Below are 15,621 nucleotides of genomic sequence, written 5' to 3' on the forward strand. Positions count from 1 at the left end.
CACTGGTCTCGCGGCGGCGGGTTAGGCTCGCACAATGGCCTTGTTCTCGCGCCGTCCGAAGAAGCCCGCCGAGCAGTCGACGCCCTCGCCCGAGCCGTCGCCGGCTGATGCGGCGGCCGTCGACGGCGCCAATGTGAGCACGCCCGCAGCGGACGCGGACACGGATGCCGCGGCGAACGTGTCGATCTCGGTCTCAGCGTTCGGCGGTCTCGGCGCGAGCCCCGCTGCCCCGCAGCCCGCTGCACCCGAGGAGCTGGCCGAGAGCGACCAGCCGATGTCGTCCGGCCCGCGTCCGCGGCTCGGCACCCGCGAGTGGATGCGGACCGCGCCGGAGCAGACCGAGACCGTGCCCGGTCTTCGCGACAACGTCCTGCTGCGCGCCGCTCTGGGACGCGTCGGCGATGCGCCGGCCTCGCAGGCGCTGCTGGATGTCGCGCGGCAGCTGCTGCAGGGGCACGTCTTCCTCCGGGTCAAGGGAGACGCGCGCTCGCTTCTCGCCGAGGGCAAGGGGCTGCCGCTCGCGGTCGCGAACTCGGGCGAGCGCACCTTCGCGCTCGTGTTCTCGAGCGGCGCCGCGCTGCAGGCGAGCCTCAAGGCCGATGGCGACACCGACACGTCGGCCATGGGTCAGCCGGTGCTGACGGTGCTGCGGCACGTCTTCGCGAGCTCGTACGACGGGATCATCATCGACCCCGCCTCGTCGCCGTCGCGCGCCGTGCTGCCGAAGGAGCTGCTGCAGCGCGCCGTCGATCAGGCCGACCCGGAGCTCACCGTCAAGACGCTGCTCGCCGCCGAGCGCACGCCGGAGGTCGGCGGCAAGGTGGCGGAGGCTCTCACGCGCGTGCCGCTGTGGGTCGCCGTCGGTACGGCGGAAGGCGGAGTGCCGGGTCTCGCCGAGGGCCGCGACGCCGACGGCGCGCGGTACCTCGAGGTCTACTCGCACCCACTCGAGGTCGCCGTCATGGGCCGCGGCGACAACGCCGCGCCGATCACCTCCGCCCAGCTCTCGCGGGCGCTGCGCGGTGACGCAGCCATCACCGGCGTCGTCGTGGACCCCGCGGGTCCGTGGATCCGCCTCACCCGCGATGACCTCGCCCCGGTGCTCGCCCTGACCGACTGACGGCGGGGCGCTGTCGACCAGTCCCTAGTGCGATCCAGGGGTTGACATGCGCGCGTCCGCGCGTACCCTATTCAACATAGACGTTGATAAAGGGATGAGTTGATCAATGGACGATCAGGAGCTCGATCGGGCGTTCGTCGCACTGGGAGACCCCGTGCGCCGCGCGATGATCGCACGCCTGAGCCGGGGCCCCGCCACGGTGGGCGAGCTGGCCGAGCCGTTCCCGATCACCATGCAGGCCGTCTCGCGCCACATCAAGGTGCTCGAAGACGCGCGCCTCGTCACCAGGTCTCGGGATGCGCAGCGCCGCCCCGTGCATCTCGAGGCGGCCGCCCTGGAGCAGCTCACGGCATGGATCGACCGCTACCGGCTCGACGCCGAGCGCGCCTACCGGCGGCTCGACGCGGTGCTGGCCGCCGCGAGCACCGTCCCCGCGTCACCCCCCTTACGAACCCCTCGCACGACCGATACGAAGAAGGAGAAGGAATCATGAGCAACCCGCTCATCATCGAAGCCGTTCCCGGCACCTCGTACGCCGACATCACGCGCGACTTCGACGCGCCGGTCGAGGCCCTGTTCCGTGCCCACGCCGATCCGGAGCTGTTCCGGCAGTGGATCGGGCCGGGCGAGGAGCGCACCGAGATCACGCACTGGGACTTCCACACCGGCGGCGGCTACCGCTTCGTCCAGCGGGACGGCAACGGCGAGTACGCCTTCCGCGGGGTGTTCCACACCATCCGCGAGAACGAGCTGATCATCCAGACGTTCGAGTACGAGGGCTGGCCCGACGAGGTCAGCGTCGACGCCATCCGCTTCGAGGCGCTCGAGGGCGGCCGCTCGCGGATCGCCGACCACAGCGTGTTCTCGAGCGTCGAGGCGCTCGAGGCCATGCAGTCCGAGGGCATGGAGCGCGGCATGCGCGAAGGCTACGAGAAGCTCGACGAACTGCTGGCCGGGGAGAGCTGAGCCATGGGCAAGGTCGTCTGCTCCGCCTCCATGTCGCTCGACGGCTTCGTCGCGCACGAGGACAACGATCCCGGCCGCCTGTTCGACTGGTACGAGGCCGGAGACGTCGAGGTCGTCACCGCGAGCGAACCCGCGGCGTTCCACCTCACCCCGACGAGCGCCGACTACTGGCGGGAGTGGGTCGGCCAGATCGGCTGTCTCGTCGTCGGACGGCTGCTGTTCGACATCACCGACGGCTGGAAGGGGGAGCATCCGCTCGGCGTGCCGTTCGTCGTGCTGACGCACGCGGCACCGACGGACTGGGCGCACGCCCACACCGGCAACGCCCACTTCGTGACCGACGGCATCGAGGCCGCGATCGCCCGGGCGCAGGAGATCGCCGGGGACCGCACGGTCGCGCTCGCGGCCGGAACCATCGCCGGTCAGGCGCTGGGTGCCGGACTGGTCGACGAGGTCGCCGTCGACCTCGTGCCCGTCGTGCTGGGCAGCGGCCACCGCTACTTCGCCGACGTGGACCCGGCGGCCGTGCGGCTCGGCGACCCCACGACGATCATCCCGAGCACGCGCGTCACGCACCTGGTGTTCCCCGTCGAGAAGAGCCCCGCCGCAGGGTGACGGATGTCGCCGCCCGCGCCTAGGGTGAGACCCATGGCGTCGGAGCGCATCACCCTCACCGTGCCCGGTCCGGACGGCGATCGCGAGGTGGGGATCTCCAATCCCCGCCGCGTGATCTGGCCCGAGCTGGGAATCACCAAGCAGGAGCTGGCCGAGTACCTGATCGCCGTGAGCGGCCCCTTCCTCGCAGCGAACGGCGACCGGCCGGTGTCGCTCGAGCGCTTCCCCGAGGGGGTCGACGGCGAGCGGTTCTACTCCAAGAACCCGCCGAAGGGCGCGCCCGCCTTCGTCGAAGCCCAGACGGTCACGTACAACAGCGGGCGCCGGCATCCGCAGATCATCCTCACCGAGATCGCCGCGGCGGTGTGGGCCGTCCAGATGAACACCATCGTGTTCCACCCCTGGGCGTCGTTGACGGCGAACACCGACAACCCCGTCGAGCTGCGCATCGACCTCGATCCGCAGCCGGGCACGGATTTCGCGGATGCCGCCGCCGTCGCACCCGCACTGCGCGACGTGCTCGCCGAAGCGGGTCTCACGGCGTTCCTCAAGACGAGCGGCAACCGCGGCATCCACGTGTTCTGCCCGATCGAGCCCGAGTGGGAGTTCCTCGATGTGCGGCACGCCGTCATCGCCGCCGGGCGCGAGCTGGAGCGGCGTCTCCCCGACAAGGTGACGATGAACTGGTGGAAGGAAGAGCGCGGCGAGCGCATCTTCATCGACTTCAACCAGGCGAACCGCGACCGGACTATGGCGGGTGCCTACAGCCCGCGGGCGCTGCCCGCCGCCACCGTGTCGACGCCGCTCACGTGGGACGAGCTCGAGGCGGGCGTCGACCCGACCGCGTTCACGGTGCGGACCGTGCCGCAGCGCCTCGCCGAGGTCGGCGACCCGTGGGCGGACCTGCTGGCGAAGCCCGCACGCATCGACACGCTGCTCGAGTGGTGGCAGCGCGATCTCGACGACGGACTGGGCGAGCTGCCCTTTCCGCCGGACTTCCCGAAGATGCCGGGTGAGCCGCCGCGCGTTCAGCCGAGCCGCATCAACCCCGAGAACTGGCCGAAGGATGAGTGAGGGCCTCACCGATCCTCGCGTGCTTCCCACTGCTCGCCGGCGGGATCCGCAGGGTGCCGGCGCGGGCGGGCGCCGGGCCGCCGGCGCTGCGGGTCTGGTCGACCGCGTCACGGCGCGCCTCCTCGAGACGCGATGGCTGATGCGGATGCCGATCCCGCTGTACCGCGCGGGACTCGGGTGGATCTTGGGTGAGCGCCTGGTCATGATCGAGCACCTCGGACGCGTGTCGCACGAGCCGCGCTTCGTCGTAGTGGAGGTCGTCGAACGGGAGCGGAACGCCATCCGTGTGGCCTCGGGCTTCGGCGAGCACGCCCAGTGGTATCGCAACCTCCGGGCGAACGGCGTCGCCTATCTCAGCACCGGACGCGCCCGTCGGGTACGGGCGCAGGTGCGCCTGCTCGACCGTGCGGACTCCGAGACGGTGCTGCGCCGGTACGCGGCCGCGCACCCCGAGGCGTGGCAGCACCTGCACGGGGCGATGGACTACGCGGCGGGCGGTGACGCCCACATCCCCGTGGTGGAGTTCGCGCCGCCGACCGGGCCGCCGCCGACCGGGCGGGTCGCTGAGGTGCTTCCCCGAGCTACGGCGAGACTCCGCTTCCGTCAGATGACGCCGGCGGACCTCGACGCGATGGCGGGCCTGTTGGGTGATCCCGACGTGATGCGGTTCTACCCCGCGCCGAAGACCCGCGAACAGGCGGCGGCGTGGATCGCATGGAACCAGCGGAACTATGCCGAACACGGCTACGGGCTCTGGATCATCGAGACGCACGCGGGCGACTTCGTCGGAGACTGCGGCCTGACGTGGCAGGAGGTCAACGGTGTCAGGAAGCTCGAGGTGGGTTACCACGTCACCGCGACGTGGCAAGGTAGCGGCTTCGCGACCGAGGCGGCGACGGCGTGTCGCGACTTCGCACGCGAACACGTCGGCGCGCGGGAACTCGTCGCCATCATCCACCCGGACAATCGCGCCTCCGAGCGTGTGGCCGAGAAGATCGGGATGCACCGGGTCGAAGACCACCTCGCCGCAAGCGGTTCACGCCGGATCGTCCTGAGCATGACCCTTTGACAAGACGTCCTCCGGGCCATCGTCGGCTCAGACCAGGACGTCGGCCAGATCGTAGGCGGCGATGACCTCGAGCTGCTCGTAGGTGCAGGAGCGAGGGTCGCGGTCGGGGCGCCAGCGCTCGAACTGCACCGTGTGGCGGAAGCGCCACCCCTCGAGCTGGTCGTAGCGCACTTCGAGCACGCGCTCGGGGCGCAGTCGCACGAACGACGAGTCGGCGCGGCCGGCCTGGAAGCGCGACTTCTCACCCTCGCCGTGCAGTGCCTCGCCGTCGGCATCGCGCTCGACCAGCGGGGCCAGTTCGTCGATGAGCTCGAGGCGGCGCGCGTTGCTCCAGGCGGCGACGCCGCCGACGGGATAGAGCGTGCCGTCTTCGCCGTACAGCCCGACCAGGAGTGAGCCGACGCCCTCTCCGGACTTGTGGATCCGGTAGCCGAGGGCGACGACGTCGGCCGTGCGCGCGTGCTTGATCTTGAACATCGTGCGCTTGCCCGGTGCGTACGGCTGGTCGAGGGGCTTGGCGACGACGCCGTCGAGCCCTGCCCCCTCGAACTCGGCGAGCCAGCGCCGCGCGAGGTCGGGGTCGTCGGTCGTGCGCGTGACGTGGACCGGATCGGGCACATCGCGCAGCAACTCTACGAGGGTCTCGCGTCGGGTCGCGAACGGCTCGCTCTGCAGATCGCGGTCGCCGACGGCGAGCAGGTCGAACGCGATGAACATCGCCGGCGTCTGCTCGGCGAGCATGTTGACGCGGGATGCCGCCGGGTGGATGCGCTGCGACAGCGACTCCCAGTCGAGCCGGCGCCGACCGTCGCGGTCGACCGGCACGACGATCTCGCCGTCGAGCAGGCACGGTTCGGGAAGGACACGGGCGAACGCCTCGACGAGCTCGGGGAAGTACCGGGTCAGCGGCTTCGCCCCGCGCGAGCCGATCTCGACGTTCTCACCGTCCCACGACACCAGCGCGCGGAACCCGTCCCACTTGGGCTCGTAGCTGAGCCCGCCCGGCACCTTCGCCGCATCGGGGACGTCGGGCACGGACTTCGCGAGCATCGGCGCGGGGATCTCGTACGGCATGCGCACCATCCTGCCGTGGTCCGCCGACACCCGACACCCCGTGTCGGGCGGCTGTGAAGTCCGTGGTTCGCAGGTTCGCGGCACCCGGAAGGTGCGTTTCCTGGACCGCAGCGCTGGGAGCGAGGACGGATGCCGCGCCCGCGGCGCACCCGGTCAGGCCGACGCGGACGCAGAAGCCGCAGCGGCGTACAGGGCGGCGGCCTCGGCGCGGTTCGCCGCGCCGATCTTCGCGAGGATCGCCGAGACGTGCACGGACGCCGTTTTGGGGCTGATGAACAGCCGCTGGCCGATCTGCGGATTGGTGAGGCCCTCGGCGATGAGCTCGAGCACCTGAAGCTCCCGCGGTGTGAGGGACGCGACGATCCCCTCGCCCGCGTCGGCGGCGGTCGTGCCGGGGATCAGCCGGGCCTGCGTCGCGAGCTCGGTCGCCCAGCGCGCCGCGCGCGCGACACCCAGCGGAGGCGCCTCGGCCGTGATCGCGGCCAGCAGGTCCGCGGCGTCGTCGCGCTCACCGGCGTCGATCAACGCCCAGGCCAGGCGGCAGCGCGCCGTCTGCAGGTGCCACGTCGGCATGCCGCCGGGGGTCAGCTCGTCCACGATGGCGCGCCACGCCGTCACGCGATCGTCGGCCGGGGCGCCGTCGCCGTCCGCGAGCACGGCGCGGACGAATCTCGACACGCGCCCCGCGAGCTCGTTGTCGGGCCAGCCGTCGAGGGCTCGTTCGATGCGCGCCCGAACTCCGGGGTCGCCTGGGCGGCCGGGGGAGTGCGTCAGCAGCGCCGCCGTCAGCACGGCATAGCGGCGCACAGTGCTGCGGCTGCCCTCCGGATCCTCGGCGGCGGCCAGCACGGCGGTGGCGGCATCCGTCCCCTGCCGGGCGTGAAGGGTCAGCGCCGCGTCTGCCCGCTCGACCGCCCACCAGACGGCCTTGTCGGGGTACAGGCGCTGTGACTCCTCGATGCGGCCGCGCTCGGTCGTGAGCAGGTCGTCGCGTTCGCGCGGGCGGTCGTCCCACACCAGGTGAGAGGAGAGCAATCGCAGCGTGGAGGCCGCATCGGCCCGGCTCATCAGCCGTCGCGCGCGTCGCGCGTAATGGAGCGCGGTCTCGGGTTCTCCGGTGGCGAAGAGGGCGAACGCGACCGATTGGGCGATCGCCGCTCCCGAGCCCCGTTCGATGCCGGCGCGGACGACGTCTTCGTAGTGCTGTGTTCCGACGACGACGGCCTCGTGGAGGCGCCCGGCTGTCACCAGCATGTGGGTGAGCGCGCTGCCCACGTAGGCGCGCATCGGCGGGTCCAGCCGCAGAGCGACGGCCCGCTCCAGCGGCGCCAGTGCCGCCGAATCCTGGTCCTCGTCGCCGGCGAGCCGCCACGCTTCCACGGTCAGCGCGACCGCCAGGGCGGGGTCGTCGCCCGTCTCCTCCGCGAGGGCGATGGCGCGCGCGGCGTGCTCTGCGGCATCCGCGCCGTGCTCGTCGATCGCCATGTTGGTGAGCACACGCGACAGCAGCACCCGGGCGCGGCGGTCGTCGACGCCCTCCAGCAGCCCGACGGCCTCGTCGAGGTCGGCGGGGCGGCCGGTGTGCTCGAGGTTGAAAGTCTGGACGTACCGCTGCCGCAGCAGCGCCGCGCGCATGAGCGGATCGTCGGGGCAGACCGCGAGGCCCTCGTTGGCGGACCGCAGGGAGCGCTCGGAATCGCCGAGGTCGTGCCAGGCCTGCGCGGCGTCGAGGTGCAGCGCGGGCAGGGTCGTGCCGGCGCGTGTCTCGGCATCCGGCACTTGACCCCAGAGCTCCGCGAGGCGCTCGGTCAGCTTCGCCGATGTGGCGGGCGAGAACCGCGACCGCGACTGGCGGAGCGCGGCCACCGTCGCGTCGAACGCGGCCGGAAGGTCGCGGGCGGCGAGCCAGTGCTCGGCGACGGCGGACGCGTCGTCGGGCGAGTCGACGCGATGGTCGCTCAGGTGCTCGGCGTAGCGGCGGTGCACGCGCACGCGCTCGCTCGGCAGCATCTCGGCCTCGACCGCCTCGCGCGTCAGGGCGTGACGGAACGCGTAGCCGGCGCCGTCGGCCGTGATGACGCGGGTGTCGATCGCCTCGCGCACTGCGGCATCGAGCGCGCGCTCGTCGAGCGCCGTCACCGCCGAGAGCACGTCGTCGTCGACGTGAACGCCGCCTGCGGCCATCGTGCGCACCACCTGTTGCGCGTCGTCGCCGAGGCGGGCGTATCGGGCGAGGACGAGTTCCCGGAGCGTGTCGGGGAGGGCGCGGTCGCCGAGGTCGACCAGCTCTTCGACGAGGAACGGGATGCCGCCGCTGCGCTCCGCGAGGGCTTCCACGACGCGCGGATCCAGGCCGCCTGCCAGCTGGGCGACCTGCTCGGCCACCTCGTCCGGCGTGAGCGGAGCGACCTCGACGCGCACGACGGAGCGGGTGCGGTCGAGCTCGGCGAGCACCGGGCGCAGCGGATGGAAGCGGTCGATGTCGTCGGAGCGGTACGTCGCGACGATGGTGAGGCGCCGGCCGCGGAGCGTGCTGGCCAGGGTCTTCAGCAGCGCCATGGTCGCGGCATCCGCCCATTGCAGGTCTTCGAGCACCACGACGACATGCCGGCGCCGCGAGAGCTGCTCGAGGAGCACCTCGATCGCCTCGGCGAACTCGCCCGCGGGCTCGTCGGATTCGGCGGGCTCGTCGGCGATGCCGGGAACGAGCGCGGCGAGGCTCGCGATCGCCGCTGCGGACCCGGCTGCGTCGCGCAGGGCGTCCGTGCCGACGGCGGCGTGCAGGTCGCGCAGCACGCGACGGATGGGGCCGAACGGGGCGCCGATCGGCCCGAGGTCGACGCACTGGCCGAAGGCGACGACGGGGGCTTCATCCGGTGCCGTCCGCGCCCCCAGCGGATCCGCCGTGACGAGGGCGAGGAACTCCTGGACCAGCCGCGTCTTGCCGACCCCCGCCTCGCCGCGCACCACGACGGTGCGCGGAGTGCCGCCGACGCCCGCGTCGAACGCCTCGAGCAGCGCGGCCAGCTCGGTCTGCCGGCCGACCATGCGCGGGCTCGAGTGGAGTGCGGGCATGCTCATATGGTGGCACCTCCCATGCGTGGGCGGGGGTGCGGCTACGCGACGGCCGCGGTGCGCGGGTCGCGGTGGGTCGCGGTGCGGAACCACGCCGCGAGCGTGCGCCCGTGCGGGCGCTCGACCGCGCGGCCCTGCTCGCGGTGGGCGACCATCAGCTCGTTCTCGCGAACGAGGTCTGCCGCGCGGTGCTGGTCGAGGATGTAGCCGGTGAAGGTGGTGTCGTTCATGAGTCTCTCCTGTCTGCGGCGGAACGTCGGAGGGTTCCGGTTGTGCTGACAGGTACGACTGTCCTCGCTAAGGCGGGTCCGCCCCATCGGGCGATCGCCTTGTCTTGACGGCTGGGGTGCCTTAGACGGACGGCCTCGCGGCCTAAGACGGCGCGCACGAGACCGTTGCCGCCGACGAGGCCTCAGCTGCGCCAGGCGGGGCCTCAGCCCGCGACCGGCCGTTTCGGCCGCGCCCAGCGTGCGGGGAGGTCGGGGCCGTCCCAGACCTGGATGACGCCCCAGGCCGCGGCGGTGATGGGCACCGCGAGCACGGCGCCGACGATGCCGCCGAGGACCGTGCCCACGGTCAGGGCGACCAGGATGACGAACGCGTGCAGCTTCATCGACCGGCCCATGAGTACGGGCTGCAGGAAGTTGCCCTCGAGCTGGTTGACGAGAACGACCACCCCGACGACCAGGAGGGCGTTGATCGGCCCGTTCGCAACGAGTGCGACGAGCGCGGCCACGATGCCGGCCACTGTCGCGCCCACGATCGGGATGAAGGCGAGCAGGAAGACGAGCACCGAGAGCGGGAGCGCCAGCGGAACCTGAAGGATGAGCAGACCGATCAGGATGCCGATGGCATCGACGGCGGCGACGGTGGCCGTGCCGCGCACGTACGAGCCCAGCACCGTCGTGGTCTTGTCGCCGATGCGGCGCGCGCGCAGGTAGTTCGCCCCGCGGAACGGCCGCAGCATGAACTCCCACATCTGCGGACCGTCCTTGAGGAAGAAGAACAGGATGGTCACCATGAGCACGAGCCCGGTCACGAAGTTCGCGACCGCCCCGACACCGGCGAGCGCGCCGGAGCCGAACTGCGCGCTCGTGACGAAGTCGGTGAGCGTCTTCACCCACTCATCGAGCTGATCAGGCTGCACGAAGTCGAACGGCAGCGTCTGCATCCAGGCGAGCAGACGCTGGAAGCCGTCTTCGGCCTGCGCGTACAGGTCGTCCCACTGGTCGCGCACCGCCCACACGATGAGCCAGCTCAGGAGGCCGAGGATCACCACGATGGCGAGCAGCGTGATCAGCGTCGCGAGGATCGATGGGATGCCGCGCCGCCGCATCCAGCTCATCACCGGGTTGAATGCGCACGCGAGGATCAGCGCGATCACGAGCGGGATCGTGACGAGGGTGAGCTGCTGGATCGCGAAGATGATGCCCGCAGCCACCGTGACGACGACGATGATCTGGATCGAGCGGATGCCGAGCTTGCCGAAGCCGTCGGCCCACAGGCTCCACGGTGCACGGGTGGCGCGCGGCTCCACATCGTGCGACTCGACGACGACGCGCTGCGGGTCGTTCCGGAACAGTCCCATGAGCCGAGGGTATTGGTCCCCGGCATCCGGGGCGTGCGGGTTGCGCGCGTGGCGCGGGCCGACTAAGCGAACGCGCTCATGCCGGTGATGTCGCGGCCGATGAGCAGTGCCTGCACGCTCTCGGTGCCCTCGTACGTGTGGATCGCCTCGATGTCGGCCATGTGCTGCATGACGCCGTTCTCGAGCAGGATGCCGTTGCCGCCGAGCATGTCGCGCGCCGTCGACGCGATCCGTCGTGCGGCGCGGGTGTTGTGGTACTTCGCCAGCGACGCCTGCGTAGGACGCAGTTCGCCGCGCTCCTCGAGGTCGGCCATCCAGCGACAGTAGAGCTGCATCGCCGTGAGCTCCTCGAGCATGTTCGCGAGGCGCTCCTGCACCATCTGGAACTTGGCGAGGGGCTTGCCGAACTGGATGCGCTGCTGCGAGTAAGCGAGCGCGGCCTCGTAGCAGGCGGTGGCGTGACCGAGCGCCGACCACGCGACACCCGACCGCGTCGAGTAGAGGACGGTCGAGGCATCCTTGAAGCTCTTCGTTCCCGGAAGGACGGCATCGGACGGCACGCGTACACCGTCGAGCACGATGTGCGCCTGATGGATGCCGCGCAGCGACGCCTTGCCCTGGATCACCGTGCCGACATAGCCCGGCGTCTGCTGCTCGACGAGGAAGCAGCGCACCGCGCCGTGGAACTCGTCGCCGGGGGAGTCGACGCGCGCCCACACGAACGTGATGCCGCCGGAGGCGCCGTTGCCGATCCACTTCTTGGCGCCGTCGAGCACCCAGTCGTCGCCGGCGCGCCGGGCTACGGTCTCGAGCGACACCGAGTCCGATCCGTGGTCGGGCTCAGTGAGGGCGAAGGATGCCGGGACCTCGCCGCGGGCGACGGGCACCAGCCAGCGCTCCTGCTGCGCGTCGCTGCCGAACAGTGCGAGGGTGCGCAGGGCGAGGCCGCCCTGGACGGCGAGCACGGTGCCCAGCGACCCGTCGCCGCGCGAGATCTCCATGTTCACCAGGCCCGCCGCCAGGGGCGACAGGCGCGTGAGCGACGGGTGCACGATGCCGTCGTTGAAGAGGTCGAGCTCGCCGGCGCGCATAGCAATGTCGAGGGGATACTCGGCGGTGTCCCACGCGTCGAGCATGCGCGTGCCCACCTCGTCGATGTACGCCTCGGCGCGCTCCCAGGCCTCACGGTCGGCGGCGGGGATGTCGGCGAACACCGCGTAGTAGTCGGTGCCGCGGCGGGCGGTGACGTCGTAGCCTTCGACGCTCTGACCGGGGCGGGGCTGGAAGTCGGTCACGATCGGGCTCCTGACGCGTGCGGACGGATGGTGAGGCATCCGGTTCGGGTGGAACTGAATCCCACCGACCATAGTACTCAGTGTCACCCGTTTCGTCTCGGTCGCCACCGAGGGGCCGCTCGTTGAGCGAGCTTGCGAGTCGAAACGCAGAGACGTCTGCTAACGTGGGAAAACCGACCAGCCGGTATGTCGCAAGGAGGCGCCATGACCCCTATCGACCACACCCGTCGCTTCGAGGGCACGGTGTCGCTCGTGACGGGCTCCAGCCGCGGCATCGGCTTCGCGATCGCCCGGCGCATCGTCGACGAGGGCGGGGCGGTCGTGCTCACGGGTCGCAAGCAGGACGCGCTCGACGCTGCGATCGCGGAGCTCGGCGACGCCGCCTCGGCGGTCGCCGGTCGCGCCGACGACGCCGATCATCGCGCCGCCGTGTTCGCGCACATCACGGGGCGCCACGGCGGTCTCGACCACCTCGTCAACAACACCGGCATCAACCCGGTGTACGGCCCGATCGTCGACATCGAGGCCGAGGCCGCGCGCAAGATCCTCGAGGTCAACGTGGTCGCCACCCTCGACTGGACGCGCGCCGCGATCGCCGCGGGGCTCTCCCGCTCCGTCGTCAACATCGCCTCGGTCGCCGGTCTCGGCGCCAGCCCCGGCATCGCGTTCTACGGCATCTCGAAGGCCGCGCTCATCAACCTCACCGCGCAGCTCGCGTACGAGCTGGCGCCCGGCATCCGCGTGAACGCCGTCGCTCCGGCCGTGATCAAGACCGCCTTCGCCCGGGCCCTGTACGAAGGGCACGAGGCCGAGGCAGCCGCCGCCTATCCTCTGGCGAGGCTCGGCGAGCCGGCCGACGTCGCCGGCCCGGTCGCGTTCCTCCTCTCGGACGACGCCGCGTGGATCACCGGCCAGACGGTCGCGATCGATGGCGGGGCCGGCATCCGTCCCCTCACGTGACGGGAAGCGCGACCGGTTCGGGTGAAGGATGAAGGCATGAAGGATTCCCACGTCGCCGACGACGTCACCCGCGCCGCCGTCGAGCTGTTCGCCCGCCAGGGGTACGCCAACACGAGCGTGCAGCAGATCGTCGAGGCCGCCGGCGTCACCAAGGGCGCGATGTACCACTACTTCGAGTCCAAGGACGATCTGCTCTTCGGCATCTACGAGCGGCTGCTGACGCTGCAGAAGGCGCACCTGGATCAGATCATCGCCCGCGGCGGCACCGTCGACGACGTGCTGCGCGCGGTCTGCGTCGACGTGCTCGAGACCTCGATCGACTCCATGGAGGAGGGGGCGGTGTTCTTCCGCAGCCTCAACATGCTGTCCGCGCCCCGCCAGCAGGAGGTCACCCGCCGCCGGCGCGCCTATCACGACGAGTTCGCCGAGCTCATCTCGCGTGGGCAGTCCGAGGGCCTGTACCGCACCGACATCCCGCTCGCGATGCTCGTCGCCCACTTCTTCAGCGACGTGCACTACCTCTCGCACTGGTACTCGCCCGAGGGTCCCGAAGACAAGACGCTCGTCGCCGAGCAGCTGACCGACCTGTTCCTGACCAGTCTGAGGAGAACGGATGCCGGAACCTGATCTGAGCGTCGATGCTGACGCCGCCGCGGCGGTCGTGCCCGCGTCGATGCGCGCGTGGCGCGTGACACGGCTCGGTGAGCCCGCCGAAGCGCTGTCGCTCGACACCGTGCCGGTCCCCGCGCCGGGAGCGGGGGAGGTTCTCGTGAGGGTCGTGGCCGTCGCGGCCAACTTCCCCGATGTGCTGCTGTGCCGGGGCGAGTACCAGGTGAAGCCAGAGCTTCCGTTCTCGCCGGGAATCGAGCTCGTCGGCACGGTCGCCGCCCTGGGGTCCGGGGTCTCGGGGGTCGCCGTCGGGGAGCGGGTCGTCGGGTCGAAGATCGGTGTGCTGTCGGAATACGTGGTGCTGCCGGCATCCGACGTGTGGGCCGCCCCTGCTTCGCTGTCCGACGCCGAAGCCGCGGGGCTCACCGTCGCGTACCAGACGGCGTGGTTCGGCCTCCACCGGCGTGCGGCGCTGCAGCCGGGAGAGTGGCTGCTCGTGCACGCCGCCGCGGGTGGCGTGGGTCTTGCCGCCGTGCAGCTGGGCGTCGCCGCCGGCGCGCGGGTCATCGGGGTGGTCGGCTCCGACGCGAAGGCAGCGGTGGCCCGCGAGGCGGGCGCCGAGGTCGTGCTCGTGCGAGGCGTCGACGACCTCGTCGCCGGGGTCAAGTCCGCGACGGGCGGCCACGGTGCCGACGTCGTGTTCGACCCGGTCGGCGGCGCGGCGTTCGACGCATCGACCAAATGCATCGCGTTCGAGGGGAGGATCGTGGTGGTCGGCTTCGCCGGCGGCACGATCCCGACCGTGCCCGCCGGGCACGTGCTGGTCAAGAACTACTCGGTGGTGGGGCTGCACTGGGGGATGTACCCCGGTGTGCGTCCCGACCTCATCGAGATGGCCCGTGCGGAGCTGACCCGGCGCGCCGACGAGGGGTCGGTGCGGCCGGTGGTCGACCACGTCGTGCCGTTCGACCGCGCGCCTGAGGCGCTGACGGCGCTCGCGTCGGGCACCACGGTGGGCCGTGTCGTCATGGAGGTGGCCTCGTGAGCGCGAATCGGTTCGGGCTCGACGGCAGGGTCGCGCTCGTCACCGGCGGCGCCCGCGGCATCGGGGCGGCGTACGTGCGGGCGCTGCACGAGTCCGGTGCGCGCGTCGTGATCGCCGACATCCTCGACGACGACGGGGCGGCGCTCGCCGCAGAACTCGGCGATCGCGCGCTGTTCGCGCACCTCGATGTGACCGACGAGCGGGAGTGGGATGTCGCGGTCCAGGCGTCCGCCGACGCGTTCGGCGCCGTCGACGTCCTGGTGAACAACGCCGGCATCGCCAACGCCGCGCCCATCGAACACCTCACCACCGAGAAGTGGAACGCCGTCATCGCCGTGAATCTCACCGGCGTCTTCTTCGGCTGCCGCACGGTCGTGCCCATCATGAAGGCGCAGGGACACGGCTCCATCATCAACATCTCGTCGGTCGAGGGCATGCGGGGGAGCCCGGGGCTGCACGGCTACACCGCCGCCAAGTTCGGCGTTCGCGGACTGTCGCAGTCGCTCGCCGTCGAACTCGGGCCGTTCGGCATCCGGGTCAATTCGGTGCATCCGGGGTTCATCAACACGCACATGACGACGCGCATCGACCCCGCGCATCTCGACATCCCGCTCGGCCGGCCGGGCGAGCCGTCGGATCTCGCCGGCACCATCGTCTTCCTCGCCTCGGATGCCTCGTCGTTCACGAGCGGAGCCGAGTTCGTCGTCGACGGCGGCATGATCGCCGGCATCCCGCACAAGTAGGCGCGGTCCGGCCCCGAGACGCGTTTCGTCTCACTGCGCTCGCTCAACGACCGCGTGTCGTGCGTCGCCGAGGGTCCTCGAGCGGCGGAGCGCAGACGCGACCCGGTCGTTGAGCGAGGGAGCGCAGACGCGACCCGGTCGTTGAGCGGCGGAGCGCAGCGAGTACCCGGTCGTTGAGCGAGGGAGCGCAGCGAGTGCCCGGTCGTTGAGCGCGGGAGCGCAGCGAGTACCCGGTCGTTGAGCGGCGGAGCGCAGCGAGTGCCCGGTCGTTGAGCGAGGGAGCGCAGCGACCGAGACGAAACGCGCCGCACGGCCCCCATCTCGCCCACATCACGATCATGCAACAAGAACATACCGCCCGGTCGGTTTCTACGCTACAGTGGGCGCA

General features: G+C 71.3%; 15 protein-coding genes. 10 read left to right on the forward strand and 5 right to left on the reverse strand.

All coding sequences use genetic code 11. The annotated features are described in order from the left end of the window. Positions 1–34: 34 nt before the first annotated feature. From ACI3KX_RS02315 to ACI3KX_RS02340, 6 genes are all read left to right on the forward strand, one after another. Positions 35–1,120 (forward strand): SseB family protein, encoded by a 1,086-nt coding sequence (locus ACI3KX_RS02315; protein ID WP_363358058.1) that lies wholly within the window; start codon positions 35–37, stop codon positions 1,118–1,120. Between the two features lie 106 nt (positions 1,121–1,226). Next, the gene (locus ACI3KX_RS02320) at positions 1,227–1,613 is read left to right on the forward strand and encodes a metalloregulator ArsR/SmtB family transcription factor (RefSeq protein ID WP_363358057.1); all 387 of its coding nucleotides are present in this window, start codon (positions 1,227–1,229) and stop codon (positions 1,611–1,613) included. Next, positions 1,610–2,086, forward strand: a complete 477-nt coding sequence (locus ACI3KX_RS02325; RefSeq protein ID WP_404907489.1) for an SRPBCC family protein — start codon at positions 1,610–1,612, stop codon at positions 2,084–2,086. Before ACI3KX_RS02320 ends, ACI3KX_RS02325 begins: the two co-directional genes overlap by 4 nt. A gap of 3 nt (positions 2,087–2,089) precedes the next feature. Next, a complete protein-coding gene (locus ACI3KX_RS02330; RefSeq protein WP_363358056.1) occupies positions 2,090–2,701 on the forward strand; it encodes a dihydrofolate reductase family protein in 612 nt (203 codons plus the stop codon). Positions 2,702–2,734: 33 nt separating this feature from the next. Next, the gene (gene ligD / locus ACI3KX_RS02335; RefSeq protein ID WP_404907491.1) at positions 2,735–3,775 is read left to right on the forward strand and encodes a non-homologous end-joining DNA ligase; all 1,041 of its coding nucleotides are present in this window, start codon (positions 2,735–2,737) and stop codon (positions 3,773–3,775) included. A 19-nt stretch (positions 3,776–3,794) separates the two neighbouring features. Continuing rightward, positions 3,795–4,844: a GNAT family N-acetyltransferase gene (locus ACI3KX_RS02340; protein ID WP_404907493.1), complete on the forward strand. Its 1,050-nt coding sequence runs from the start codon at positions 3,795–3,797 to the stop codon at positions 4,842–4,844. A gap of 27 nt (positions 4,845–4,871) precedes the next feature. On the opposite strand, the gene ACI3KX_RS02345 is transcribed toward ACI3KX_RS02340, so the two are convergent. The 5 genes from ACI3KX_RS02345 to ACI3KX_RS02365 all read right to left on the reverse strand — a co-directional run bounded on the left by ACI3KX_RS02345 (position 4,872) and on the right by ACI3KX_RS02365 (position 11,876). After that, complete coding sequence (locus tag ACI3KX_RS02345; RefSeq protein ID WP_404907495.1) at positions 4,872–5,918, reverse strand: ATP-dependent DNA ligase; 1,047 nt, start codon at positions 5,916–5,918, stop codon at positions 4,872–4,874. 153 nt (positions 5,919–6,071) lie between these two features. Next, positions 6,072–8,993: an ATP-binding protein gene (locus ACI3KX_RS02350; protein WP_404907497.1), complete on the reverse strand. Its 2,922-nt coding sequence runs from the start codon at positions 8,991–8,993 to the stop codon at positions 6,072–6,074. Between the two features lie 41 nt (positions 8,994–9,034). After that, positions 9,035–9,223 carry a hypothetical protein gene (locus tag ACI3KX_RS02355; RefSeq protein ID WP_349426613.1) on the reverse strand — a complete coding sequence of 63 codons (189 nt, stop codon included), beginning with the start codon at positions 9,221–9,223 and terminating at the stop codon, positions 9,035–9,037. Positions 9,224–9,426: 203 nt separating this feature from the next. Continuing rightward, complete coding sequence (locus tag ACI3KX_RS02360; RefSeq protein ID WP_363358050.1) at positions 9,427–10,581, reverse strand: AI-2E family transporter; 1,155 nt, start codon at positions 10,579–10,581, stop codon at positions 9,427–9,429. Positions 10,582–10,643: 62 nt separating this feature from the next. Then, on the reverse strand, positions 10,644–11,876 hold the full coding sequence (locus ACI3KX_RS02365) for an acyl-CoA dehydrogenase family protein (protein ID WP_404907499.1): 1,233 nt from the start codon (positions 11,874–11,876) through the stop codon (positions 10,644–10,646). A gap of 204 nt (positions 11,877–12,080) precedes the next feature. Here ACI3KX_RS02365 and ACI3KX_RS02370 point away from each other — a divergent pair, with 204 nt between their 5' ends. Genes ACI3KX_RS02370 through ACI3KX_RS02385 form a run of 4 tightly spaced genes read left to right on the forward strand, consistent with a single transcriptional unit; the run spans position 12,081 to position 15,233 of the window. After that, positions 12,081–12,836, forward strand: coding sequence for an SDR family oxidoreductase (locus tag ACI3KX_RS02370; RefSeq protein ID WP_404907501.1), 756 nt, complete (start codon positions 12,081–12,083; stop codon positions 12,834–12,836). A gap of 36 nt (positions 12,837–12,872) precedes the next feature. Then, positions 12,873–13,463 carry a TetR/AcrR family transcriptional regulator gene (locus ACI3KX_RS02375; RefSeq protein WP_363358047.1) on the forward strand — a complete coding sequence of 197 codons (591 nt, stop codon included), beginning with the start codon at positions 12,873–12,875 and terminating at the stop codon, positions 13,461–13,463. Beyond that, positions 13,450–14,490 (forward strand): NADPH:quinone oxidoreductase family protein, encoded by a 1,041-nt coding sequence (locus tag ACI3KX_RS02380; protein ID WP_404907503.1) that lies wholly within the window; start codon positions 13,450–13,452, stop codon positions 14,488–14,490. Before ACI3KX_RS02375 ends, ACI3KX_RS02380 begins: the two co-directional genes overlap by 14 nt. After that, on the forward strand, positions 14,487–15,233 hold the full coding sequence (locus ACI3KX_RS02385) for a glucose 1-dehydrogenase (RefSeq protein ID WP_404907504.1): 747 nt from the start codon (positions 14,487–14,489) through the stop codon (positions 15,231–15,233). Before ACI3KX_RS02380 ends, ACI3KX_RS02385 begins: the two co-directional genes overlap by 4 nt. The last annotated feature ends 388 nt before the right edge of the window (positions 15,234–15,621 follow it).

Source organism: Microbacterium sp. ZW CA_36 (genome assembly GCF_044987475.1).
Lineage (GTDB): Bacteria > Actinomycetota > Actinomycetes > Actinomycetales > Microbacteriaceae > Microbacterium.